Here is a 26,266-nt window from a genome sequence, read left to right as displayed (position 1 = left end):
TTAAAGTTAATTAAAATTATTTTTTTCGATGTTTTCTCTTCATTTTCTGCTCAAACATTAACTCTTCATAATCTATCTCCTGATTATTGTTTAAAAAATTAAATACTGATAAAAACTCATTATTATTAAAATCGGTAGTATCAGAATATAACTGCTTAAATATTGGATGTAACTCGTCTGATTCATTAGTATTAATCTGTTGAGAAGGTATTAAAATTGAACGAGGATAATCTTCTGTACTACTCCATTTTTGATTCAGTGTGTTAGCTGACAACTCTTTACCTAAATCAGAGCCTTTATAGATACTTTTTGAGTTGTGATCGATAAAAGTCACACCATAGATTCGCTTGTCTTTGTTTTGAAATATAACAACGTTTATTCCGTGATTTAAAAGTTCTTCTTTGAATTCTTGTAATGAGGTTGTTGTATTTAAAGCTATTTCAATAGTTTGTTTTAAAGTAACTTTATTAGGTAAGAACTTTAGTTTTTCTTTTGATGCTTTAAAGTGACTTTCAAGATTTTGATAGCTTGCATTTTTTCCAAAAAGGGAAGCCTTAAAAGGATTACTTACCTTCTCCCCTTTTTCATTTATGGCAAAGTACACTAAACCTTGTTTGGTTTGTTCATTGTCAATAGCCTCTACCCTTTCAGCTCTGATGTTAAATAGAGATAATAAGGCATTATAACTAGTTAGACTGTCATAGTTATAATACTTGGGTAAATATCTTACTACCGAGGCTATTTGAGCTTTTAAATTGTGTTTGGTGTGATCAACTGGTGTAAATTGAATCTGTTTGGATTCCTCATTTGTTTGATTTATTGAAGAAGTTAGATTAAACTGCTTTTCAATTTCACGACAAGCTTTCATTGATTTTAGATAATCATATTTATCATCTATTTTCTTTCCCTTTAAGTCTGTACAAACGGTAACGATGTGAATATGCTCTCTTTCGATATCACTATGTTTGTAAACAATGTAGGGCTGATTTTCATAGCCCATAGTATCCATATACTGCTGGGCTATTTCATTTAAAGCGGTATCAGATAATTTATCATTAGGATTGGGATTTAAAGAAATATGCCGTACAACCTTTTCTGTCTTGTAATTTAAAAGTAGATAGGGTTCAAAGTGTTTATAAAGTTGAGTGATGTAGTTTGAAGTGTTATTTGATTCTGGTAGATTATTTATAAACAAAACAGAACCTTGTCCTTTATCAACTTTTAATTGATTATAGGACAAAGCTCCAATAAGATTACTTCCCTTACCAATCTTAGCTATCATAGCTTATAGTTTAGAATTAAGGTGTTTCTCTTCAAGTTCCTTGGTTAGCTTGATAATGTAATAGCATAACTTGGACAAGTCCTTGGTATATTCTTCAAGTTTTGAGATAGAACGTTTCGCTTTATCTTCAGAGAAGTATTGATTGCATAGCTTTATAATCTGGTTGTAGTTCACCCCGACTGCTCTAAATTGATTAAAAAGTTTAGTAAGTGTTGCATGATATTGCAAAGCAGTAACATCTACTTTTACTGTTTTAACTTGTCTATCTAATAGCATAGAAACAAGAAAGCTTGCTTTGTTTGTCATTCCTGATGATGCAAACAAAGCAAGCAGTTTATTATTTTCAGATTCGGTGAGTCTGAAAACATGTCTGTATTTTTTAGGATTTGATTTTAGTTTTCTTCCTCCTTTGTTTTTATTAATGGTTTGCATAGTTTCTTATCTTGATTCTTGCCAAAATAAGAAATACTAATGTCCTTAAACTTCTAATGGCTCTTAGAGGTCGGATTTGGAATTTTATAGCAAACCATAATTTCAATCTACTTTGTCACAGATACCCAATCAACAAAATCACATAAGCTAATTAGTTCTTCTTGTTTTAGTTGGACTACAGTATTAGCGCTACCTCCTGCTGGATAGAGCACTTGATGTTTTTTTAAAGATTCATCAAAGTAAACTTTGGTTGATTCTTTTACCTTAAAAGGACAGACTCCTCCTACTTTATGGCCTACTAACTCTTCTACATCTTCATATTTAAGCATCTTGGCTTTGATACCAAAAGTATCTTTAAAAGTTTTATTATCTATTTTACTATTTCCTGATGCGACGACCAAAATAGCAGTTCCCTCTTCTGGGGCATAAAGCGTTATACTCTTTGCTATTTGGTCACTACCACAACCAATCGCAATTGCAGCTTCATCTACAGTAGCTGTACTCTCCTTAAATTCAATAAAACGATCTTCAAAGCCCTTGCTTTTTAGATAGTCTTTCACTTTTAAATGGTTCATAATAATTAATATTGGTTTTTAAAAGTAGGAATTATAATACAATTGACAAGTTTTAATAATGTAGACTTGTTATCAATAGAGGTCAAACAAAACCACTACATTCCATTACAAGGTATTTTCTTTAATACAATTTTACTTTAAATCATTAATCTTAATTACATTTATTATGCAATCAGAAGACGATTTAAAAGCACTTGCTAAAATCTTAGCATTTATGCGAGCAGTAAGTATTCTTATTATGCTTATGCACTTATACTGGTACTGTTATTCTTTCTTTTTAAACCTTGGAATAACACATACTGTTGTAGATAGAATACTAGTTAACTTCAATCAAACAGCAGGACTGTTTTCACATTTACTTTATACTAAACTCTTTTGTCTAGTTTTACTCTCTTTAAGCCTGTGGGGAGGCAAAGGTGTAAAACATGAAAAGATAACAGTTTCTAAAATCATAGGTGTTTTTACAGTTGGTTTTAATCTGTTCTTTTTCAATTTCTTTTTACTTGATTTTGGACATTCTTGGAGCGCGATACTGTATATAGCAAGTACTTTCTTGGGGTATATTTTACTTTTGGTTTCAGGCGCTTGGATTAGTAGACTCTTAAATGATAACCTTATGCAAGATGTGTTCAACTTTGAGAATGAAAGTTTTATGCAAGAGACTCGCCTTATTGAAAATGATTACTCCATTAACCTTCCTTCAAGGTTCTATTACAAAGGAAAATGGAATAGTGGTTGGATAAACATCGTTAATCCTTTTAGAGCAACAATTGTTCTTGGAACTCCTGGTTCTGGTAAATCTTATGCTGTGGTAAATAGCTTTATCAAACAACAAATTGAAAAGGGATTCTCGATGTATATTTACGATTTTAAGTTTGATGACTTATCGACCATCGCTTATAATCATTTGCTTTTACACAAAGATAAATACGCTATCACGCCTAAGTTCTATGTTATAAACTTTGATGATCCAAGTCGTAGCCATCGTTGTAATCCAATTAATCCATCGTTTATGACTGATATATCTGATGCTTATGAATCAGCTTATACCATCATGCTTAACCTTAACCGCTCGTGGATACAAAAACAAGGCGACTTTTTTGTAGAATCACCAATTATTCTTTTAGCTGCTATTATATGGTTTTTGAAGATTTATCAAAATGGGAAATACTGTACGTTTCCACACGCTATTGAGTTTTTAAATAAAAAATATTCTGATGTATTTACCATCCTTACCTCCTATTCTGATTTAGAGAATTACCTCTCTCCTTTTATGGATGCTTGGGAAGGAGGAGCGCAAGACCAATTACAGGGACAAATAGCTTCTGCTAAAATTCCCCTTTCTCGTATGATTTCTCCATCGCTATACTGGGTAATGACAGGAGATGATTTTTCGTTAGACATCAATAATCCAGCAGCGCCTAAAATACTATGTGTAGGTAACAACCCTGATCGTCAAAACATTTACTCTGCTGCTCTTGGGCTTTATAACTCACGTATTGTAAAATTAATCAATAAAAAAGGGCAACTTAAAAGCTCTGTTATCATTGATGAGTTACCTACTATCTATTTTAGAGGACTTGACAATCTTATTGCGACTGCTCGAAGTAATAAAGTAGCAGTGTGTTTAGGATTTCAAGATTTCTCACAGCTTAATAGAGATTACGGAGATAAAGAGAGCAAAGTAATTCAAAACACAGTTGGAAATATCTTCTCAGGACAAGTAGTTGGAGATACTGCTAAAGCCTTATCAGAACGCTTTGGTAAGATCCTTCAAAAACGTCAAAGTATATCCATTAATAGAAACGATCGTTCTACCTCCTTCTCTACTCAGCTTGATACGCTTATTCCTGCTTCTAAGATATCTACCCTCACTCAAGGAATGTTTGTGGGGGCTGTCTCTGATAATTTTGATGAGCGTATAGAGCAAAAGATATTTCACTCGGAGATTGTGGTTGATAATGAAAAAGTCTCTAAAGAAATGAAAGCCTATCAAAAGATACCCCAGATAACTTCTTTTTTAGATGCTAAGGGTAATAACACCTTAGATGAAACGATTCAAGCCAATTACAGACAAGTTAAGCTTGATGTTGAATCAATTATCGAATCAGAGNTTTTATCAATTATCTCACTAAGCAAGGTAATGCTCCGCGGTTCGCTTTCAAAAAATTCCCCCATAAATGCTTGACCTTGTCTACGCTTTATTGCGTTGCTTTTTGAGCTTGCTTAAGCATTACCTGTAGCTGCTCCATAATTAATTTAAAAATATAATATTATGGAAAGTGCAGTTTTAAACAACAATTGGTTAGTAGCATCAGAGATAGAACTAATCTACAAATCTAAAGTTAAAGCATCTGAAAGACCGAGAATAGACTCTTCTCATTCAGCTTTTGAAATAGCTTTAAAAGCATGGGATGAAAATAAGATTGAACTATTAGAACAATTTAATGTACTTATGCTTTCAAACAACAATAGAGTACTTGGTGTTCTTGAAATATCATCAGGTGGTATTACTGGAACAGTCGTTGATCTTAGATTGATATTTGCTGCTTTATTAAAAGCAAAAGCAACTGCTTTTATCTTAGTACATAATCATCCTTCTGGAAAATTACAGCCAAGTGATGCAGATAGACAAATCACTCAAAAAATTAAACAAGCAAGTCAAATACTTGATATTGCTCTTTTAGATCATTTAATAATAACTTCTGAGAGTTATTACTCTTTTGCAGATGAAGGCGTCCTATGACGCTTTTATCTTTTTAGAACAAAAGTGGTTATCTGAATCAGATAACTTCTTTTATTACTGTTTAGATTATTTTAAATCTATGGATTTAAAATTTATTTACTTTTGTTTCTTCATTACTTAGTCAAATAAGTATAGCTAAGTCTGTGCTTCTTATCTTGCTAAGCAGTAATACAATAAATATGAAAAGAATTAAACAATTCGGTGTTTTAGCCTTAACGACTTTACTTTTAGCTTCTTGTTCTGTACATGTAAAATCACATGGAAACAATGATGTTCCTCCTGGACAAATGAAAAAAGTTACAGGTTCAAAATCAGCTAAGCCTTATGCTCCTGGACAGCAGAAAAAACATGCTAAAAAGCATAAACACTAAGATATAAAGCAAAAGGAGTTACCTAATTTTAGATAACTCCTTTTGCTTTGTTTAATTTTAATTACTTGTTTTTAAACTCGAATCCAGTAGTATAATCTTCTTTTAAAATAAGATAAGCATCGAACTTCTTCCCTGCTTTACTCACTAATCCTTTTAAGAGTTTGGTTTTACCTTGTTGTATTAGGTCAGTGATATCATCAAGGAATAGTTTAATTCCACAGACCTCTCTAAACAATATCCAGTTGCAATCAGGTTCTAAACATTTAACTACTTTTTCTCTTAGTTGAAGAGTATGCTGTTTACACTTGGGACAAGATAGATGATCTGTTTCAGTGACTGGTTTAATAGCTAAAAGCTCTGCTGTTATCTCCGAAGTGTAATCTTCAATCTGCCTATGAAAATCTTCCATATTGATTTTATTCTCTTCCATCTCTTTAAAAGCAGATTCCCACTTAGCTGTTAGAAGTACATCAGAGATAAGTTTATCCTTGCCAATTTCATATACTTTGAGTCCTTTCTCTGTTGGAACAAGCGACTTGGCTTTTCTTGTGATATACCCCCTTTTTAAAAGCGTTTCAATAATAGAAGCTCTTGTAGCTGCTGTTCCAATTCCAACTTCTTTAATAACACTTTGAAGTGACTTATCTTCCACCTCTTTAGAAGCGTTTTCCATAGCAGAAAGAAGTGTACTTTCTGTATATAAAGCTTTAGGTCTTGTTGATTTTTCAAGAGCAACTGATTCTTTGATTTTTAGATTCTCGCCTTGTTGTAAATCAGGTAAATCTATTACTACCTCATCAGTAGTAGAAAGTTCTTTTCTTACCTCTCTCCATCCAAGTTCTATTATTGAAGAAAACTTAAAACTAAACTCATAATCCAAAACACTTAAGGTTATCTCTGTTTGCTGTTTTACGCAAGGTTCAAATACACTTTCCCATACTCTTTGAGCAATTAGATGATAAATACTCTCTTCTTTAGCGTTAATTGCTGAGGGAAGTCTATCTGTAGTTAATAGACCATGATGATCCGTTACTTTTACATCATTAACTATCTTTTTATTAAGCCTTGCCATCTTTAGTTTTAGAAGCAGGTTACTATATCTACTATCATCTGAAAGAACCTTTAATAAACTAGGCACCTCAGTCCATAAATCCTCTGGAATGTATTTGCTCGATGTCCGTGGATACGTGATAAACTTCTTTTCATACAAACTTTGAGCAATACTGAGTGTTTCATCTGCTGAGAATCCAAAGAGTTCATTGGCTCTTTTTTGAAGTGAGGTTAAATCAAAAAGAAGTGGGGACTCTTCTCTGATTGTCTTGGTTTCTACTTTCTCAATTTTAACCTCACTTTGTTTTTGAATGAGTTTTAAAGCTTGTTCTGCCTTTTGTTTATCTTCCCATTTATCAGTTGAAAGCGACTTAAATAATATACCTTCTTTTGAGTGCTGTAATTCTATTTGATAATACAGCTCCTTTTTAAAGGAAGTGTTTTCTAAATACCGTTTACAGATAAGACTCAATGTTGGAGTTTGTACTCTACCAAGTGAATAAACCGAATCATTCATTGACACAGTTAGTGCTTGTGAGGCGTTTATACCAACAAGCCAGTCCGCTCTACTTCTACTGTGACCTGCTCTAAAAAGTCCATCAAATTCGCTTCCATCTTTTAGGTTTTGTAAGCCCTCTTTAATAGCTTTTTCAGTTAATGAACTTATCCACAACCTTTTAAAAGGTTTATCGCAATTTAGATACTGGTAGATATAGCGGAAGATAAGCTCTCCTTCCCTACCTGCATCTGTAGCTACAATAATCTCTGAGCACGTTTTAAAGAGTTTATCAATGACTTTAAGCTGTTTTAAAGCTCCTGGATCAGAAGTGTACTTGTTTACTTTTTTAATCTTTCTTGGAAGTAACAAATATGACCTTGGTAAGATTGGTAAAGCCTCTTTTTTAAAGCCCTGAAATCCATAATCCTCTGGCATAGCCAAAGAGACTAAATGACCAATAGCCCAAGTAACACAGTATCCATTTCCTTCAATAAAGCCATCCTTTTTTGTTTTGGCTCCAACAAGTAGAGCTATCTCCCTAGCTACGCTTGGTTTTTCTGCAAGAATTACAATCATAGTCTTTAGTTTTAGATTTTACGCCCTTTTGTTTTTTTAGTCTCATCTGTCTGTTTTTCTGACTGCGACTGAGCTTTTGACTGTTCTTCTTTGTTTGGGTTTTGAAACGAAAAATCTACTTGCTTAGTTTCCTTATTGTAAGTCACATACCCTTGATAAGGATTCCCTCTTTTATCCAACAAATCTTTTATATAAACAGCCTTGCCTTCCAATAAATCACCTTGCTGTTTTTCAGTAAGTTCTTTCCCTCTAAAGGTTTTTAAATCATCAGAGAGTTGAGATTGGTTTTGTGTTTGAGCTTGACTCTGCTTATTAGTATTGTCAAACAAAAACTCAATATGTCCCTTAGCAGCGTTAAACTGAATCTCTGCATTAAAAAGATTCCCTTTGGCCGAAGTCATCCCTTCTACAAGAAGTGGTTTACCCTCTTTTAAAGTTTGAAGTTGCTCTTCACTAAGTACAATACCTTTTACCTCTTGTGGTAATTGCATTTTCTCAACTCTTGTCACCACAAGGTTATTGGTGAGTCTATCTACACTTACCACAGATGGAATCTTCTCTTTTGTAGTTGGATGAACAAGCTCCACTACTCTACCCATGTTACCAGTTTTTAAAAGATTGTGTTTGTCTTGCTTTGAAAACTCATGTCCATAAAGTGGTACATTAAGATTTGGGTATTTCTTTACGCCTTCAAGTGCCATAACCACTTTACCCTCTTCATTTTTCTGTAGTGAGAGTCTAGCATCCAAAGAAAATACCGCTGATCCTAAGTCTAAATTTACAGCTACCAAATCCTTGGTTTTATAACCTTGTAATAGTGGTTCTAACAAATCCATTTCTTGCAATTTTTCTTTTGATAGCCCAAGCCTTGAAAGTGAATCCCAATCAATATCTTTAATATCAAACTCGTTAGAATTATACTGCCCCTCTTCTTTTGTTGGTTCAGCTACTTTGTTTTCTTTTTTTGGCTCATTACCTATTTCTGTTATTTGATGTTTTAAAAATAGCTCGTGAGTAGGTCCTGATTGATTGAGTTCTTTTTGCATTTGATTAGCCATCTTGATGGTCAATAGCTCCGGAACTCTAAAAAAAGTAAACTGTGTTGGATTTTTAAGTTGGCTGAAAAAATTAGAAAAGAAGTTGGAAAAGAAATCTCCGTTACGATCTACTTTTAAAAATTGATTTTGATTCTTTTTAGTTGGTGGTACTGTTTCAAGTTTACCTTCTTTATCCAGTCCTTTAACTACTTGAATCTTATTCTTTGTTTTATCATTGACAAGAAGCACGTCGTGCTCTACTTGTCTTTGTGTGGTTTCTGTACTCATAATACCTAGTTTTAAATGATTAAAAACTTAAAACTAAAGCCAAGAGAGCCTGCTCAGTAAATAGTATGCTTTAAAGGTCACTCTTGGCTTTTAGCTGCTATTTACTTCTTGCGTACAGGATGTTTAAAACACTCTCTGATAAACTGATTGACATCGGAGCGTTTGTAGTAGAGTTTACCACTAATTGTATAATAAGGGAGTTTACCATCTGAACGGTAACGTTGTAAGGAACGAGGACTTATTTTAAAAAGTGCCATCACATCTTGGCTGTCTAAAAGCTCTTCTCCGTCTATAGTTTGAGTTTTTATAGGGAGGTCTTTTATATGTTCTGACAAATGATCAAAGCGCGTCATAATACGCTCCATCCATAAAAGGAATTCTGTGCGATCTATATTCATAATGTTAGAATTTAATGGGTTAATTAAATTTGTTAGCTAACATTACAAAACAACAAAGCTTGGCAGGATAAATCTGCCAAGCTATGCCAATGGGTGGATTATTAATTAGTAATAAAATCTAAAATCAAAACAAATTATTTTGCTATAAATATTAGCAGAACAGTATTTCAGAATAGCTATTTTTTAGCTAAATTAGCGGTAATTAATTCTTTTTAAACTTATTAGGATATGGGAATCAAACCTGGACCAAAAAGAATTGCTATTTCAACAGGTAAACCTGACAGACGTCAGAGAGACAATAAAGATACTCCTGGAAATACACCTTCACTTAAGCCTCATAAACATAAGAAAGGTGATTAATAGCAATTGAAAAAAGCACTGTTTTATCAAGCAGTGCTTTTTTTGTAATACTTATATTTTTTATACTTCAATTTAAGGGGATGGTTGCTTAATTAAATTTGCCTAAATTAGCAATCAACTCATTATCAATTGATTTACATAAATTAAATTCATATGGCTACTTTTATACTAATATTATCGATTTTATTCTTACTCCTTGGAGTTGGACTTATATATTGGATTAATAGAAGAAAGTTTTACAGAAGAAATGTAGCGGGTTTAGAAGGTTTCTCAAGCTTTGAAGCTTCTCTATTTATACGTTTTATTGAACGCATTGGTAAATGGCTTGCTTACGCATTAATTCTTTTTAGTCTATTCTTATTTTATATTCATTCTCTGGAAAAAGAAAGAATTGAAGATAAGAAACAGAGGGTAGAAATGGAAAATAATATTCTTTCAGTGGAATAGTATAAAAAGAAACTAACTCACTATTTTTCTATTGAAATATCTTTTTAATTATAACGATTCGTATTTTTATAAACTTTACTAAATGATTCTTAATTTGTAACTTTGTTAATGTACTTTAACAATAAATAGATCAAATTGGAAAGTAAGCAATTTATAGTATTCTTAAAAAATAAAACCTCCTTACTGTTTGAATACAAAAGTGATGTAACCTCTGCTGTATGTATTGGGGATAAATATCAAATCACATTTAGAAATGGTAAAACTTATAAATATGGTATCGATAAAGTACAATACCTACCCTTATTATCTACCCAAGCTAATGTTAGGATATATCAAAAAGGTATATTAAATACTAAATATGATACTGTGCATTATTATGGAGACTATTTTATTTTCACAAAAGATAAGGATAGTTCTAATCCAATTAAAAACGATACAAATATTGAAATTTGTCCTTCAGTTCAAAATTCAGAACATATAAAGCCTATCATAGATTACTTCAAAGACATCATAACACAATCTATAGAAACTTCATTCGATGTTCCTATTAACGATAAAGGAAATGATAGTCCTCAACACATCAGTTCTAATATATTGCAACATGCTTTTAATTCTATTGATATACTAGATTCTAGATCAGCGTTGACCAAGTATCTCAATGGTTACAACCCTACTATTGAGATTGATAAAAAAAAATTAATATACCCTTTTGGTTGTAACCAAAGTCAGAAGCTAGCCGTTCAGACGAGTCTTAACAACAGCATGACCATTATTGAAGGTCCTCCAGGTACAGGTAAAACACAAACAATCTTAAATATCATAGCAAATTTAATTATAGAAGGGAAAACCATTGGAATAGTATCAAATAATAATTCAGCGATATTTAACATACAAGACAAGTTACAAAATTATGGTTATGATTTTATCATGGCTACACTTGGAAATAAAGAAAACAAAAGCTCTTTCTTTAATGCCATAGATAAACAGACTGTTAATGGTAATTTAAAAAGTTCTAAAAATCAACTAGAAAAAGCTAATAAAAACATTCGAGAATTAGATTCAGTAATTACGACTTGTTTTAAATATCGAAATGAATTAGCTATTTTAAGATCAAGATTATCTGAAGTTACCATTGAATTCTCTCACGTCAGAAATGAACAACCCCTTGATTGTAGTGTGAAAGAGCAACTAGATAAGAAGTTTTATAGAAAATGGAATTGTGATCAAACTCTAAAAATAAAAAATCTATTGTCAACTACGGATTTTAGTAGTAAGCTTTCATTTTATAATAAGTTACGTCTTGTTTTACAATTTGGTTTTATAGATTTAAAAAACTTTCATCAATATCGTACTTTTTTACCTATTTATATAAATCATAAATTTTATGAATTATATATAGTGAAATTAGAACAGAACATTTTGGCTATAGAAAATTGGCTAACTTCAAATAATGAAACAGAAAATCTTAATTCTTTTATAGATTCTTCTAAAATTATCTTCAACAACTTCTTATCTAACAAATACAATCATCTAGACCAAATTGCCTTTACATCTAATAACTATCTCAAACATTTTAATGATTTTATTGAACGCTATCCTATTATTTTAAGTTCAACTCTTTCACTTCACACAAGTATTCCAAAAGGTTATCTATTGGATTATCTAATTATTGATGAAGCCTCTCAAGTAGATATAATAAAATCAGCAGTATGCTTTTCGTGCTGTCGAAATGTAATCATTGTTGGAGATAGCATGCAATTAACTCATATTGTTGATAATAAAAGTAAACAAATAGTCGAAGGCCTCCAGAAACAATATGCAATTCTACCTGCCTATGACTATATCAACTACAATATCTTAAACTCATTAAAAAGTTTATTTAAAAGTAAGATACAATCAATTTTATTGAAGGAACATTATCGATGCCATCCAACTATCATTGGATTTTGTAATAAAAAATATTATAACGATGAACTTATCGTTATGACTCATAATAAAAATCATCCTTTTAGGATTATTGAAACAAATATATCAGGAGAATGGGAGAACTCGAACCAGAGACAAATAGATGAAACTAACCTATATATCCAAAAAAACTATTCAGATTTTGGTAAAATTGGTATTGTTTCACCGTATAGAGATCATGTGACATTGCTTCAGAAACAACTAAAATGTGGCGTAGAAGCTGATACAATACACAAATTTCAAGGAAGAGAAAAAGAAGTAATTATTTTCAATACGGTTAAAAATAAAATTATCCCATTTATAGATAATCCAAACTTAATAAATGTAGCTGTTTCAAGGGCTATTAAAGAATTTATTATTGTAAAACCTGCTACCATGGACCTCCCTCATGGTACAAATATTGGTGATTTAATACGCTATATTTGCTATACAACCGATCCAAAAGAAACCATTATTAAAGGAGAAATTTGTTCTGTTTTTGATCTGCTATATAAAGAATATAATAAAAAGTATTCATCATTTATTTCATCGAATAAACATATTCAAGGATCTCCTGCGGAGAAAATTATTCATCATTTACTAAAAAATAAAATACTGGTAAATAAGAATTTTGAAGTAATCGATATGGTGAGAGAATATCGTCTTAAAGATCTTGTTTCTAATATTAATTTATTTGATGAAGAGGAAACAAAATTTATTATGAGAGATTCTAAACTTGATTTTCTTCTATTCAACAAAATTGATAAAAGTCCTGTTCTAGCCATAGAAGTAGATGGCGTTTCGTTCCATGAAAATTTAATACAAAAAGAACGAGATAAGAAGAAAGACAAAATTCTAAAAACAATTGGTCTATCAATAATAAGATTATCGACTAATAGTCATAGTGAAGAAAAAAGAATTATTGAAAAACTAAAAATAGCTATGGGAATTTGACTCTATAAACTATAGAGTATTGAAAAATAATCTATGGTATCTGTTTTTTAGATATACCTCTTCACTTCTTAATTTTTTTCTCCTTTATGAACAATTTTTTGAATACCTGCTGACTTCATATATTCCTTGAAATTAAAGCTAAAATTGAAAATATCACTAGGAGTAAATCCTGTAGCTAAAACTATTCTTAAAAAAGTTGTGAGTTCTGGAACATTTTCTCGATTAATAAATCTATATACTTGTTTACGGTCTAAATTAGCAGCTGCTGCAATAGCAGCAACATCAATATTCTTTTCTGTTATTAACGCAATAAAATTATTGATAATAGCTTCTAAATATTTATCTTCTGTATCTTTCATATATCAAAAATGACATATTTGTCATTTTTTACATTGACATATTTGTCACAAAGTTTTATTTTACCTATATTTGGTCTATTAATGCCAATTATGTAATTACACATTTTTAGCACTAAATGAGTCTTGATGACATATAAAATATAAGCTAAAGCTTATTTATTTCTCTTATCGAAAACTGGCACTTTTCAATTTAGCAACGAGAAAATAAGTAACTTAGCCCATGACCTAGGCATGGGCTCACTTATTCGTTGCACGGTATGCCAGTACCTCGATTTGGATAATGTGAGTACCCATGCCAACTTATTTTATATAGGCTTGTCATTTACTTCTCACTTTATTGAAATTCTTAAGTTTCGCTTTATATTAAACATACTACAGACTTCTAATCAATACCGTCTCCCAATTTGGTATATAGAGGTTCAAAACAAAGGTGGATTTGTTTAGTGTTCGTTATTTTATGAATGCTTACAATACCTTATCTATCCTTAATGGACTTATCGAATGTTCTATTCGAGAATTTATCAATTATTACATTTTATTAAAACAACAAATTAGTAACTAAACTCACATTTAGCCTATGATTAAATTTTAGTTTAACTAAATCACATTGTTGTAGTTGTATCTAGCATGACTTGTATAATGTTGGATGGCTACCCTATTATCTATTTAGTTAGCATAATACACTTTTTACGCTAGGTCCAAAAACAGTTTTTGGATGCGTACAGGATATCTATTGCCTTTTAATTCACATCTATATAATTCGTTCATCCATTCGGTTATAAGGCAATATTAATTAGTTAGTAAGGGAAAAATGCTATGAAATAAGACTTTCCTACTGTTCTATTATTAATTATTAATCACACTTAAAACTATTTTATTATGGAAAAAACCGCTTACTATCTTGGTGTATCTAGGTTGGTTATAATGTAGACGTCAGCCAGTAGTAAGCACAAAAACTCACAAAACATTGTGTGGCTTAAAGGGAGTTTTGAGCCATGCTAAAAGTCCATGGCTATCTCCTTGCTCTTTTGCATTTTGGGAGACGTGCTTAGAGTGAAGGAGATAGTTTTTTATTATCTATTACAATTACCCATTAACTAACCTTTTGGTGCAACTGGCCGATCAAAGTACTACGGCAATATGAATCTTGATGATTTAAAGGCTTGTTGTATCAAAATCAATTATAAAATTATGAAAACTCAAATATTGACCACTTGTGGTTATAGGATAGCTATGCTTGTTAGCCTTTTAATTATCTATCCAACTTATGCCGTATCAAATGATAATCATTTGTTTTTTAGTGCTTCTTATTCCTTGCAAGATAAGCAGCAAAAAGGAATTATAAAACTCTCAGGAACCGTAAAAGACGCTCAAGGTGTTCTTGGCGGAGTGATCGTATCGGTTGGAAACAAAACTGTAGGCACTGATCTTGATGGAAAATATACAATAGATGTGTCTATTGGCGATCGGATTACGTTTTCAATGCTCGGTTATAAAGAACGATCCATGGTGTACTCAAGTAGTATGGGATCAGTTTTAAATATTGAACTACTTGAGGATACCACCACGCTTGACGAAATTGTAGTTAACACTGGTTACTATACGGTAAAGGATCGAGAACGCACAGGAAGTATTGCAAGAGTAACTGCAAAGGATATCGAGTTTCAGCCGGTTGTGAATCCACTTCAAGCCTTACAAGGTAGAATGGCAGGTGTTAGTATTACTCAAAACACGGGGGTAGCTGGAGGGGGATTCGATATACAGATTCGTGGTCGAAATAGTTTAAGAAGAGATGGGAATACTCCACTTTACATTATTGATGGAGTTCCTTTTACAGAGGATAGCTCAAGGTTGTTAGCTGGAGGAATATTACCCCTTGGAGAATCAAATCCTTTAAACTCTATAAATCCCAATGATATTGAAAGCATTGAAATATTAAAAGATGCAGATGCTACTGCTATTTATGGTTCACGAGGAGCTAACGGAGTAGTTCTTGTTACAACCAAAACAGGAAAATCGGGAAAAACAAAACTAACAATTAATAGTTCAACAGCATTTAGTAGCGTTGCTAAGTTTTTAAATCTACTGGATACTTCTCAATATCTCAGTATTAGAGAACAAGCATTTAAAAATGATAATATTACTACCTATCCAGATAATGCATATGATTTAAATGGAACTTGGGATAAAAATAGATATACCAACTGGCAGAAAGAGTTAATTGGTGGAACTGCTAAAGCTCAAACTCTACAAGCTAGTTTAAGTGGAGGAAATAAGCACACTCAATTTATGCTAAGTGGAAATCACAACGAAGAAACTACTGTTTTTCCTGGTGATTTTGCATACAAGCGAAATACATTATCCTTCTTTGTTAATCACAAAAATCAGGATGAAAAACTACGTCTGAAATTCTCTGTGAATTACAATACACAGAAGAATAATCTTATGACTCTAGATCTTACCTCTACAAGTCGAAATCTTGCTCCAAATGCACCTAATCTTTTTCAAGAAGATGGTAGTTTAAATTGGCAAGACAATACTTTTGAAAACCCTTTAGCGCAATTAAATAGTCTATATCAATCTTCCTCTAAAGGATTAAGTTCAAACTTAAATCTTGAATATGCCTTTGATGATCTATTAAGTTTTAAAATCAATACTGGTTATTCCGATAGTAGGGTTCAGCAATACAATATAGCATTACATACTAGATTTAATCCTTCCTATGGATATGGACCTGAGAAAACAAGTGTACAGTATGCTACAAGTAATTCAAATAGCTGGATTATTGAACCTCAATTAAATGGGTTTTTAAAAATTGGTAGACACCAATTCAACTATATTTTAGGAAGCACATTTCAAGAAAACACCTTTACTTCTCTTGGATTATATGCCTTAGGTTTTACTTCAAATTCCTTTGTACATAATCTAAAATCCGCATCGACTGTAGATGTTAGCTCCCAAATCAATTCCACGTATCGTTACAGTGCTATATTTGCTAGGTTAAATTACAACTTCTCTGATAAATACTATTTAAACCTTACTGCCAGACGAGATGGATCCTCAAGATTTGGCGAAAACTATAAGTTCGGAAACTTTGGGGCTATTGGATTTGCTTGGATTTTATCTGAAGAACCTTGGCTAAATAATCTCTCCTGGCTTAGTCTTTTAAAACTTCGCTCTAGTTATGGAGTAACTGGAAGCGATAACATTGGAGACTATGCGTACTTAGACACTTATACCTTGTCAAGAGCAAAATATGATAATGTAATTGGTTTATATCCATCTAGGCTTTATAACCCAAATTTTAGTTGGGAGAAGACCAAGAAACTTGAAATTGCTTTAGAATTTAATTTGTTTGACAACCGACTAAACTCAACTATTGCATGGTATAATAATCGCTCATCCAATCAACTTGTTGGGACTCCATTACCAGGAACCACCGGTTTTTCCTCTATTCAATCTAATTTAAATGCTGTAGTGGAAAACAAAGGAGTTGAAGTAACCTTTAACACTCAAAATATTAAACAAAAAAAATGGAGCTGGACAACTGATTTTAATCTGACAATACCAAAAAATAAATTAATATCCTTTCCAAATCTTGAAGGCTCAACCTACTCAAATCAGTATATAATCGGCCAGCCCATTAATATCATTAAACTATATCAATATACAGGTATTGATCCCAAAACAGGAATATACACTTTTAAGGATTTTAATAATGATGGTAACCTCAGCGCTATTGATGATAAGAAAATAATCGAATCATTCTTTCCAAAATTATTTGGAGGTTTAACCAATACCATAAACTATAAGAACTTATCTGTGAGTTTTCTATTTCAATTTGTCAAACAAAGAAATTATAATCACTTGTATTTCTTTAATAGACCAGGTGCTTTAAACAATACCGCTGTAGACTATTATGACAATTCTTGGAATCAGTACGCGCCTGTTGCTGATTATCAAATCTTAACAACAAATAACCCTGATGTAATTAAAGCATATTCGGATTATAAAACAAGTGATCAAGTAGTCTCTGATGCCTCTTATATAAGGCTTAAAAATATCAATATATCTTATACACTACCGGCGCAGAGCCTTAATGGAATCCATGCTATGGTTTATTTTCAAGCTCAAAATATATGGACTTTGACTCGTTATAAAGGTTATGATCCTGAGTTTACAACAACAGGCTTCCTTCCCCCTCTTCGAACATTTGCTTTTGGAATCAACTTAACTTTTTAAATTATGAAAACGATATACCATTTACTTTATATAATCAAATTGTGCTTTGTTATACTTATTTTAATTAGTACACTTAGTTGTGAGTCTTTTACAACAATAGATGAACCTGATTCTCAACTTAACTCCTCTGTTGTATTTCAAGATGAGAAAACTGCAACTGCAGCAATGGCTAATATATATTTATCAAAAGCTATTTTAAGTGGCGATCAAAATGGAATTGGATCCATACTCGGATTATTAACCGATGAGCTAAATTGTAACACACAAAATGAATCTTTTTTAAACTTTTACACTCCCAATATTATAAGTTCAAATAAAGATATTTTACAACTCTGGAATACCACTTATAATGCAATATATCAATGTAATGCCGTTATAAAAGGATTAGATAAATCAATAACATTAAATGAGCAGTTTAAAGATCAATTAAAGGGAGAAGCCTTATTTATGAGGAGTCTTTACTTGTTTTATCTGAGTGAACTCTTTGGGGATATACCATATGTAACAACCACAAATTATACGCAAAACAAACAAGTAAAAAGACTAAATAAAGCAGGTGTTTATGATTTATTAATTCTCGATTTACAAAAAGCAGAAGAACTACTGTCTCTTAATTACAGTTCTTCCTTGCGAATTAAACCTAATAAATTTGCGGCTCAAGCTCTTCTTGCGCGTATATTTCTTTATCAACAGAACTGGAGTCATGCCATTGAATATTCAACTAAATTAATTGATGATTCTTCCTTTGAAATACAAACAGATTTAAATCAGGTATTTCTAAAAGAAAATAAATCTACAATTTGGCAATATCAATCAGCTGATAAGTCTAACACACAAGAGGGCTCTTACTATATTTTTAGCTCAGCACCACCTAATTTAATCTCCTTATCTAATTCATTATATGAATCCTTTGAGAATAGCGATCAAAGAAAGTCTCATTGGATTAAATCCATTGATCAAGGTAATAAAGCATGGCACCATGCTTACAAATACAAACAAAATGGTCAAACCGATAGTTCTAAAGAATTTTCTATTGTCTTTCGTTTAGAGGAAATGTATTTAATTCGAAGTGAGGCTTATGCAAGACTACAGGTATATGACCTTTCTTGTAATGATTTAAATACAATAAGAAACAGAGCCGGATTACCCTCTATACAAATTAATAATCAAACAGAACTTTTAAAGGCAATACTACAGGAACGACAACATGAATTATTTTTAGAACACGGCCATCGCTTTTTTGATCTAAGGCGTTTTTCTGAACTTGATAACACGATGTTTTCAATTAAAAACAATTGGAATACAAAATATACTCTACTTCCTATTCCTGAGAATGAAATTCTTTTGAATCCTAATTTACTTCCTCAAAATATAAACTACTAATAATGAAAAAAGCAGTATTACTTCTGATTAGTATCCTTGGAATAGTAACTAGCACCCAAGGACAAATCCTAATACCAGAACAACAGTATGATAGCTTGTATACAATACACCCTTATGATATATCAAGTAAGGGTGATGTTGTATATCGAAAGATTTTTGGAGATTTGTCTAGTCAATATTTTTTAAAGATAACTAAAAAAAACTTCCAATTACCACAACTAGACCCATCTGGTAGTGCAATTGTATTTTATACAGATACATTACTTATAGCTGGAGACTCCAAAGAAAAAGCATTATACTTAATTAACCCTATAAATCAAAAAATTGATACCATTAAACAGGTTCCATTTTTTAAATTATATAAAGAAAACAACTTGTTGGTATTTTCAAAGGAAGTAAATACCAACTATTTAATTAATATTGTTGACCTGAAATCAAAACAAAAACACATTGCTATTAATAAAATCAGTACATGGGAAGAATTAGGCAATACTCTTATTTTCACAATAGATAATCAAGTAAGTTTATTTGATTTAAAATCTGGTGAGTTTACCTATCTCAATCATCTAAATCAAAATACACGTATAGAGAAAATCTTATATCATAAAAACAAAGAACTAATTGCTGTTATCTATAAAGATCAGTCCAAGGTAAAACTTACTATTTACAACACTAAAGGTAAACTACTTAAAACCCTAGCCCTTCCTACCCAACAAGAAGGTTTTGAACTTATAGTAAATCAGATATCATTTATAACCGATCAGTATCTATGCTTATCTTATAATCAAAAAACAAACGTAAATATCGATGACTCAGAGATTGAACTATGGTATACAAAAAAACCTTTTTACACTAAAAATATCCATCAAAAGCCAAATACTATAGGGGTTTTAAACCTTAAGAATAATTACTTAAACATGTTGAATTCAACAAAGAACAATACTACCAAAACCTATGAAGATTCAAAATACTATGTACAATATAATCCAGATTTATATAATGATAAAACAACAAAGTCTCCTTTTATTAAACTAACTGTTAAGCATCTAGAAAAGCCTAATTTTCAAGTTACTTTAGATAGTATACCCGCTCATCATTTCATTTTATCTGATCAACATGATGGGATATTTTATTTTAAAGATAAAAACTGGTATTTTCATAATCTGTTAAGTAATCAAACCTCAAATTTGACTCAACACTTAGATGACGATTTTTATACTGTGTCTAACTTTGTTGGTCAAGGTCCTAAAAACAGAATTTTTATAAGTGCAAAAGACAACAAAACACTTTATGTAAGTGGTACAAAAAATATTTATGTTATAAAAGACCTACCTACCAAGTTAATACCAATTACAAATGCAAATTCAGATACTCAATATTCCATAAGTAGTTATAATAAATTTCGTTTTGTAAAGAATATTTCTAATCAAAGCATTGATCAACTTGACGATACACATGGAGTATTACTAGAGTATACAAGTAATGACAATCAGACTCAAGCATTAGAGCTTTTAATTAACGATAAAGCCACATTACTAACTAAAGGCGACTTTAAAATAGATAATATCATCTATACCAATCATCAGGTTTTATACAACAAAACAAAGCAGAATACCCCTCCTTCCTTACATTGTTTTAATTTAAAAAATAATACAGAAAAGCTCATCATTGACACAAGTGATCAACTAAACGATTATCTATGGAGTAAAACAGAAATAATTCATTATCAATCAAATAATAAAGAACAAAAAGGAGTATTATATTATCCGGCTGAGTATGATCCAAGCAAAAAGTATCCTTTAATTGTTGATATATATGAAAAGAAATTTAAATCGTCATACACTTACCTTCCTCCAACTTATAAAAATAGTGAAGGAGTAAATTACAATTTATGGACACAACACGGCTATTTTGTTTTATCCCCTGATATTGATAACTATGGAGGAAATCCTGGATCTATAGCTCTTGAGACAACGCTTAAAGCAGTAGAAAAAGTAACTGAGTTACAAAGTATTGATTCAGCGAATATTGGATTAATTGGACATTCTTTTGGTGGTTTTGAAGTCGGATATATTATTGCGCGTACCAACTTATTCAAAACAGCTATATCAGGCGCTGGGGTTCATAATGCTATAAGTGAATATCTAAGTGTAAAAAAGAATTGGAGAATGTATGGATTTCAGCGCTTTGAAAACCAAATATTTAAGATCAACAACAAACTACAAGATGATATACAAACTTACTCAGATATAACCAATGTGATAAATTTATCTAACGTATCTACCCCTGTTTTACTGTGGACTGGTTTTTTAGATACAAATGTCTCGGCTCTTCAAAGTTTTGAATACTTTACAGGTCTTAAAAGATTAAACAAAAAGGCAATGCTTTTGAATTTTAAAAAAGAAGATCATGTACTATTAGATCCATCAAATCAAAAAAAGTTAACGCTATATATTTTAGATTGGTTTGATTATCATCTAAAAGGGATTGATAAACATTGGATTGAATTATAAAATAAGCCGCAAAATGCGGCTTATCTTTTTGGTCTAATTTAACGGCTTATAAAGTAGTACGCTACACTCTGATAGAATAGGTTGTCCTAATTCATCAAATCGATTTACCCCAAATACCTGTTGATCTAAATAAGTACAAATAGCACCAGGCACTTCACTACAATCCATTTTATATTCACACTCCTGCTTTTGGTGATTGTAAACATATCCCCACTCACTTGGTGTGGCTAAAGAATTAGATTTTACTGCATTTGTTGCAAATGCTGCCGCTGTTGCCATACCAACCACAACTAGAGGTAATATGACTTGTTTAAAATTAAATTTCATAATATTATATTTTAGCTGGCTTACTCTTTTTTACAGGATTTTCAGCAAGACTCCTGTAACTTTCTATTTGGCCAATAGATAGTAGGTCTTATTTACGCATGCGTCTGTATTGGATTAATTCTTTATCTGCAAGAATATAGAAATACTGATCCGTCACCCAGAAATCTCTAAATAGCTTTTTATCTTTAATGGGAATAGAAAAACTATAACGATAAATAGCTGACTGATAATCATACACATCAATAACTATAGATTCATCCCAAAGGCTTTTGGATTCATTTTTTCCTTTTAGTTTTGAATGATTAAATAAATCTCCATTATAAGCAAACTGTTTGCTATTGACAAAATTTGAAGGAGAAGACATCTTTACTGTTCCATCCTTTAATTGAATAACCTTGACTTGAGCTTTAGAAATAGTATCAATTGTATTACCCCTTGAAATAAGAGATAAATCTGAATCAAATACTAAAAATTCATTTCGATAATTATAAGTGTAAACACCAAGTGATGTTTTTGTATCAAAAGATAGATTTCCATCAACATCAAAAACTCCATCTACTTGTTTTTCTAAAAAATCTGAATTTATCTTGGTTTGAACTATAGAATCATTAACTATTTCGAATAATCCAAGTACACTTTGATTACTGCCAACTAACTGACCTATAAAAGCAATTTTGTTATTTGAAAGTGCTTTAGCTTTGGTAAATTTCCCCTTATCTTCTATTATTACTTTTGTCTTAACATCTGGTAGTATACCTTTAAAAACTCGTGATACTGTACCATCGCTTACAAAAAATAAGGAATCTAAAAACTGCAGTTTAATATCTGTGTAATTAAGATTCATTTGTGGAATTTCAACTATCTTTTCATCTTGAAACTGCATATCTTCTGTTATAGAAGTCAACAACAAAGGGGCCGTTGTATTTCCTAAATAAATAGTATCCGCATTAACACCAGCAAAATAAAAAGAATTAAATCCTAAATCTTTTACTTTTGGATAATCTATAACATGCGGCAAATACCTTCTAATAAAAGGATTCTCTTTTTTTATAATATGTTCTGAGGATAGAAAAAGTAGAATAACAAGTAAACTACTTATAATTGTTGTAAGGATTGATACAAGATAAAACCGTTTTCTTTTCTGATCATGAAAAAACAAAGCAACTAAGACCAGTAGACTTACAATGATATTAAACCAAAGATGCTCAGTCCATCCCATCTTTTCAAGTATACCTCCACAAGAACAAGGAATAAAATCACTGTAGTTTAATATCAAGTAGATATAGATAGTAAAAGCTACCATTAAGCCATAACTGAGATACAATCCTAAAGTTTTGGTTTGTTTTAATGATAAGAGTAAAGCAATAACAAGTTCAACAATAATAACCAAATAGGCTATTATATTAGCATAAGCGCTTAATAGTGGGGACTGAGTAAGTTGAACTTGAAATGCTTCAAATGTAATGAGTTTACTTATGGCTGCATATACAAAAAGTAAAATATAGAAGTAGGATATTATAAGGACGTATTTGGCTTTCATGGTGATTGCATTTTGGGATAATCAAAACTACAATTCACTATAATTCAAATCAATACGTATTTTTACTATAAAATCATTCAATGTCTTCCAGAAGAAGATATCCATTAGATAAGGCATACATAAGAACACCTATAAAACTAAAACTTTTCGTTTTTTCAAGTAATGCTTCTTTGTGTTTCTCTACTGTTCTTGTACTACAACACAAAGTATCTGCAATTTGTTTTGCGCTATATTGTAAGGCAAAAAGCTTTATAATACTCAGCTCTCTTTCAGTGAAATAAGTCGTTCCTTGGCTAATAATATTTAGATTTTCTTGAATTTTGTGATATACTTCTTTATCGTAATAATAGCCTTTTTTGCACACCACCTTTATTGCTTTTTTTATAGTGGCTGTATTAGCTACCTTGGAAACATATCCCGATACATTACAAGCAATCATACGCTTGATATGCCCAATATTAGTGTAACTACTTAAAATGATAATCTTTATGTGTGGGTATTGTAAATTAAGCTCTTTTGCCGTTGTAAACCCATCCATTACAGGCATACTGATATCCAAAAAAACAACATCTACTTCTTGTGTTTTTAAATGCTCTAAAAGCTCCTGCCCGTTAGATACACTTACAACCAGTTCTACATTTTTTATAGCATCCAGTGATAAGGCAAAACCTCCCCTATACATTACATGATCATCAGCTATAGCTATGCGAATACTCATAATCTGTCTATTTTAATACTTATATCATTTTTCCCTTGCTTACTCTTGTGAGTAAACATTGCCTTTATGTGTTTTGTTCGAGTTAAAATATTTACAAGTCCTATCCCCTTTTTCTCCTTACTCAAAGCCATAAAATCATAGGCAATCCCATCGTCTTTTATATTTAAAAACAAATGATTTATATTCCAATACGCACCGATTGTAACTTTCGTAGCTTTGCTGTGTTTTAAGATGTTCTGAATTATTTCCTGAAGACTCCGATAGAGTTCAATCTTTTGGGTATTGGATAAAACAAACGTCTGTTTATTGGTGGTGAAATCAATTTGAATCAAACCAACTTTCTGAATTCTGCCAACATATTGTTTTATTATATCAACAATTCGATACTCTTCTATATCGGAAGGATATAGATTGTAACATAGATTAAGGGCATTTTGATAGCTACTTTGAACTGCTTCTTTTAAAGAAGTGATTAAATACTCCTCTTTATTTTTGTCCTGCTTACTGTCTAGATGTTCCATGTATTTTATTACAGCTGCTAGATCACTACAGATTCCATCGTGTATCTCTTGAGACAAAGCTCGCATCTGATGATGCTCAATCTGAATTCTTACGTTTTGCTGCTGCTCTAATTGACGTATCATTCCTTTTTGATAGATATAGATCAAAACTAGTACTAAACTAAAAAGGCAAAGTGTCATAGCAGTACCAAGCCAAAACATTAAGGTTAAATCATTTTCCATATTCCTAGAATTATCATTATTCGAAAAAACAAAGTAGCGATCACATTTACAATCCAATAGTCATATAAATACAGATTCAAACTATAAACATGTGGCACTAAAACAAAAAAGAAAATTGTATTGAGGTAATACATAAAAAGCCCAACAATAAAATAAAATGCAGGGGTATTATAAAGCCTTACAACACTACGACGGCTAAACAATAGGCCTAACCAATAAAAAGTTCCAGCAAAAACCAACACACTCACCCCTATCTTGCCAATTGCTTTACTTTTTAATACATCAACAGGAAATACAAACCAAAAGGTATATAAATACACCAATAAAAAAAGACTTAGATAGACAGCTAAATACCTACTAAGTCTTTGATTAAATATGAATTTAAAAAAGTAAAAGATCACTAGAAACTCAAACAGTGTATAGATTTGAAACCAATAATCGCTATTAATCTTTAGAAAATAACTACAAATAAGTTCATAGCCACTTGCCAAAGCCATAAGTCCAATTAATGGGATATACCCCCGATATTGTTTTGTAAAAACTCTGTCTTTACAAAACAAACCTAGGATTAAAGGAATCAACCCAAGGGAAAGGGCGATATAGACTAGAACTTGATAAATCACTCTCTTTTTATTAATTCACTTTTTTTGGGGCAGATTCTAGGACATGGAACGAGTTCCTCTAAAAGAGTCCCCTTAGTTAAGTCTTCTTGATTACTATCCACTCCCACTAAAACCATATTGGCTTGTGAGCTATCTGGATCCTCACCTAAATAAATTCGAAGACCAATACAATCGTTTTGTGATAATATCAGATTTAATTTATCTAGTCCCACAAAAAAGGATTTAGTCTTTTCTGGGTGCTCGCTTTGATAGGTATGCGTATACTCTATTGCTTGTTCTAAGGTAATTACCTTTCCACTTTGACTGCTGATACTCATAATACTACATGTTAAAATTATGAAATAAATCTCTGAATTAATAACAAAATTCGCAATACGTAATTTCCGCAGCATTAAAACGTAATAATACGTATTGACTAGTACGTACTTTCCCCTCTACCTTGTTTTACTCCCATTTCTGAAAATCGTGCAAAATAATAACCAATCCAAAATACAAGTATTATGAAGCACCAAACTTACTTTAATAGCCTGCTTACAAGCATTCAAAATCAGGAAGAATCTTTAAATCTTCTTTTACCCTCGCAAGACATCGTTCAAATTATAAACAACCTTCAGCTTATTTTATATCAGTTAAGCGCATATCTGCTTAATTCAACCTTAACCCTTGAAGAAGAAATCTATTTTTTTAAAGTGGTAAAGCCTACTATTCTTGGTAAACTAATCTATTACAATAAAATCTACCGGCTAGAATCAAGCCTTAACAGACAAATGCATCTGGAGAAAAAGTTCTTTTCTAAAAAACTCACTCAGCTTAAAACTCACAATAAACCACTATGGACTGAAAGTCCATAGTTTGTTAA

At 31.5% G+C, this 26,266-nt stretch carries 22 protein-coding genes; 10 read left to right on the top strand and 12 right to left on the bottom strand.

Going from position 1 to position 26,266, the window contains the following annotated elements; translation table 11 throughout:
• Nucleotides 1-16: 16 nt before the first annotated feature.
• The 3 genes from mobB to GJV76_RS11830 all read right to left on the bottom strand — a co-directional run bounded on the left by mobB (nucleotide 17) and on the right by GJV76_RS11830 (nucleotide 2,289).
• Nucleotides 17-1,282, bottom strand: a complete 1,266-nt coding sequence (mobB, locus tag GJV76_RS11840; protein ID WP_155092829.1) for a conjugal transfer protein MobB — start codon at nucleotides 1,280-1,282, stop codon at nucleotides 17-19.
• Nucleotides 1,283-1,285: 3 nt separating this feature from the next.
• Entirely contained in the window at nucleotides 1,286-1,714 is a 429-nt protein-coding gene (locus tag GJV76_RS11835; protein WP_155092828.1) for a plasmid mobilization protein, read from the bottom strand.
• A 107-nt stretch (nucleotides 1,715-1,821) separates the two neighbouring features.
• A complete protein-coding gene (locus tag GJV76_RS11830; RefSeq protein ID WP_155092827.1) occupies nucleotides 1,822-2,289 on the bottom strand; it encodes a YbaK/EbsC family protein in 468 nt (155 codons plus the stop codon).
• A gap of 166 nt (nucleotides 2,290-2,455) precedes the next feature.
• Between GJV76_RS11830 and mobC the strand changes: the two genes are divergently transcribed.
• The 3 genes from mobC to GJV76_RS11815 all read left to right on the top strand — a co-directional run bounded on the left by mobC (nucleotide 2,456) and on the right by GJV76_RS11815 (nucleotide 5,406).
• Nucleotides 2,456-4,477: a conjugal transfer protein MobC gene (gene mobC, locus GJV76_RS11825; protein ID WP_155092826.1), complete on the top strand. Its 2,022-nt coding sequence runs from the start codon at nucleotides 2,456-2,458 to the stop codon at nucleotides 4,475-4,477.
• A gap of 87 nt (nucleotides 4,478-4,564) precedes the next feature.
• Nucleotides 4,565-5,035, top strand: a complete 471-nt coding sequence (locus GJV76_RS11820) for a JAB domain-containing protein (protein WP_155092825.1) — start codon at nucleotides 4,565-4,567, stop codon at nucleotides 5,033-5,035.
• Nucleotides 5,036-5,214: 179 nt separating this feature from the next.
• Nucleotides 5,215-5,406, top strand: a complete 192-nt coding sequence (locus GJV76_RS11815) for a hypothetical protein (RefSeq protein WP_155092824.1) — start codon at nucleotides 5,215-5,217, stop codon at nucleotides 5,404-5,406.
• 61 nt (nucleotides 5,407-5,467) lie between these two features.
• Here GJV76_RS11815 and GJV76_RS11810 read toward each other — a convergent pair whose 3' ends face one another.
• The 3 genes from GJV76_RS11810 to GJV76_RS11800 form a co-directional block, all read right to left on the bottom strand.
• On the bottom strand, nucleotides 5,468-7,531 hold the full coding sequence (locus GJV76_RS11810; protein WP_155092823.1) for a type IA DNA topoisomerase: 2,064 nt from the start codon (nucleotides 7,529-7,531) through the stop codon (nucleotides 5,468-5,470).
• A gap of 11 nt (nucleotides 7,532-7,542) precedes the next feature.
• Entirely contained in the window at nucleotides 7,543-8,856 is a 1,314-nt protein-coding gene (locus GJV76_RS11805; protein WP_155092822.1) for a DUF3945 domain-containing protein, read from the bottom strand.
• 101 nt (nucleotides 8,857-8,957) lie between these two features.
• A complete protein-coding gene (locus GJV76_RS11800; RefSeq protein WP_002992173.1) occupies nucleotides 8,958-9,254 on the bottom strand; it encodes a helix-turn-helix domain-containing protein in 297 nt (98 codons plus the stop codon).
• Between the two features lie 228 nt (nucleotides 9,255-9,482).
• Here GJV76_RS11800 and GJV76_RS16090 point away from each other — a divergent pair, with 228 nt between their 5' ends.
• The 3 genes from GJV76_RS16090 to GJV76_RS11790 all read left to right on the top strand — a co-directional run bounded on the left by GJV76_RS16090 (nucleotide 9,483) and on the right by GJV76_RS11790 (nucleotide 12,959).
• Complete coding sequence (locus tag GJV76_RS16090; RefSeq protein ID WP_010249841.1) at nucleotides 9,483-9,614, top strand: hypothetical protein; 132 nt, start codon at nucleotides 9,483-9,485, stop codon at nucleotides 9,612-9,614.
• A gap of 153 nt (nucleotides 9,615-9,767) precedes the next feature.
• Nucleotides 9,768-10,061, top strand: a complete 294-nt coding sequence (locus tag GJV76_RS11795; protein WP_155092821.1) for a hypothetical protein — start codon at nucleotides 9,768-9,770, stop codon at nucleotides 10,059-10,061.
• Between the two features lie 135 nt (nucleotides 10,062-10,196).
• Nucleotides 10,197-12,959, top strand: a complete 2,763-nt coding sequence (locus GJV76_RS11790) for an AAA domain-containing protein (protein ID WP_155092820.1) — start codon at nucleotides 10,197-10,199, stop codon at nucleotides 12,957-12,959.
• Between the two features lie 68 nt (nucleotides 12,960-13,027).
• Here GJV76_RS11790 and GJV76_RS11785 read toward each other — a convergent pair whose 3' ends face one another.
• Nucleotides 13,028-13,318 (bottom strand): helix-turn-helix domain-containing protein, encoded by a 291-nt coding sequence (locus tag GJV76_RS11785; protein ID WP_155092819.1) that lies wholly within the window; start codon nucleotides 13,316-13,318, stop codon nucleotides 13,028-13,030.
• A gap of 1,191 nt (nucleotides 13,319-14,509) precedes the next feature.
• On the opposite strand from GJV76_RS11785, the gene GJV76_RS11780 reads away from it, so the two are divergent.
• The 3 genes from GJV76_RS11780 to GJV76_RS11770 are packed head-to-tail and all read left to right on the top strand — an operon-like array spanning nucleotide 14,510 to nucleotide 21,456.
• Complete coding sequence (locus GJV76_RS11780; RefSeq protein WP_155092818.1) at nucleotides 14,510-17,560, top strand: SusC/RagA family TonB-linked outer membrane protein; 3,051 nt, start codon at nucleotides 14,510-14,512, stop codon at nucleotides 17,558-17,560.
• A gap of 3 nt (nucleotides 17,561-17,563) precedes the next feature.
• Complete coding sequence (locus tag GJV76_RS11775) at nucleotides 17,564-18,943, top strand: RagB/SusD family nutrient uptake outer membrane protein (protein ID WP_155092817.1); 1,380 nt, start codon at nucleotides 17,564-17,566, stop codon at nucleotides 18,941-18,943.
• Nucleotides 18,944-18,945: 2 nt separating this feature from the next.
• Nucleotides 18,946-21,456, top strand: a complete 2,511-nt coding sequence (locus GJV76_RS11770; RefSeq protein WP_155092816.1) for an alpha/beta hydrolase family protein — start codon at nucleotides 18,946-18,948, stop codon at nucleotides 21,454-21,456.
• A 33-nt stretch (nucleotides 21,457-21,489) separates the two neighbouring features.
• Here GJV76_RS11770 and GJV76_RS11765 read toward each other — a convergent pair whose 3' ends face one another.
• The 5 genes from GJV76_RS11765 to GJV76_RS11740 form a co-directional block, all read right to left on the bottom strand.
• Nucleotides 21,490-21,783, bottom strand: coding sequence for a DUF6520 family protein (locus GJV76_RS11765; protein WP_002992164.1), 294 nt, complete (start codon nucleotides 21,781-21,783; stop codon nucleotides 21,490-21,492).
• A gap of 88 nt (nucleotides 21,784-21,871) precedes the next feature.
• Nucleotides 21,872-23,323, bottom strand: a complete 1,452-nt coding sequence (locus tag GJV76_RS11760) for a DoxX family protein (RefSeq protein WP_155092815.1) — start codon at nucleotides 23,321-23,323, stop codon at nucleotides 21,872-21,874.
• Nucleotides 23,324-23,396: 73 nt separating this feature from the next.
• Nucleotides 23,397-24,041: a response regulator transcription factor gene (locus GJV76_RS11755; protein ID WP_155092814.1), complete on the bottom strand. Its 645-nt coding sequence runs from the start codon at nucleotides 24,039-24,041 to the stop codon at nucleotides 23,397-23,399.
• Entirely contained in the window at nucleotides 24,038-24,784 is a 747-nt protein-coding gene (locus tag GJV76_RS11750) for a sensor histidine kinase (RefSeq protein ID WP_155092813.1), read from the bottom strand. The genes GJV76_RS11755 and GJV76_RS11750 overlap by 4 nt, the downstream gene beginning before the upstream one ends.
• A gap of 619 nt (nucleotides 24,785-25,403) precedes the next feature.
• Nucleotides 25,404-25,724, bottom strand: a complete 321-nt coding sequence (locus GJV76_RS11740) for a hypothetical protein (RefSeq protein WP_155092812.1) — start codon at nucleotides 25,722-25,724, stop codon at nucleotides 25,404-25,406.
• Nucleotides 25,725-25,907: 183 nt separating this feature from the next.
• On the opposite strand from GJV76_RS11740, the gene GJV76_RS11735 reads away from it, so the two are divergent.
• Entirely contained in the window at nucleotides 25,908-26,258 is a 351-nt protein-coding gene (locus GJV76_RS11735; protein ID WP_230381544.1) for an RteC domain-containing protein, read from the top strand.
• Nucleotides 26,259-26,266: the final 8 nt, after the last annotated feature.

The organism is Myroides albus (assembly GCF_009711045.1).
Taxonomy (GTDB): domain Bacteria; phylum Bacteroidota; class Bacteroidia; order Flavobacteriales; family Flavobacteriaceae; genus Flavobacterium; species Flavobacterium album_A.
Note: the sequence above shows the minus strand (reverse complement) of the source record. Positions and strands in the feature narration are given on the sequence as shown.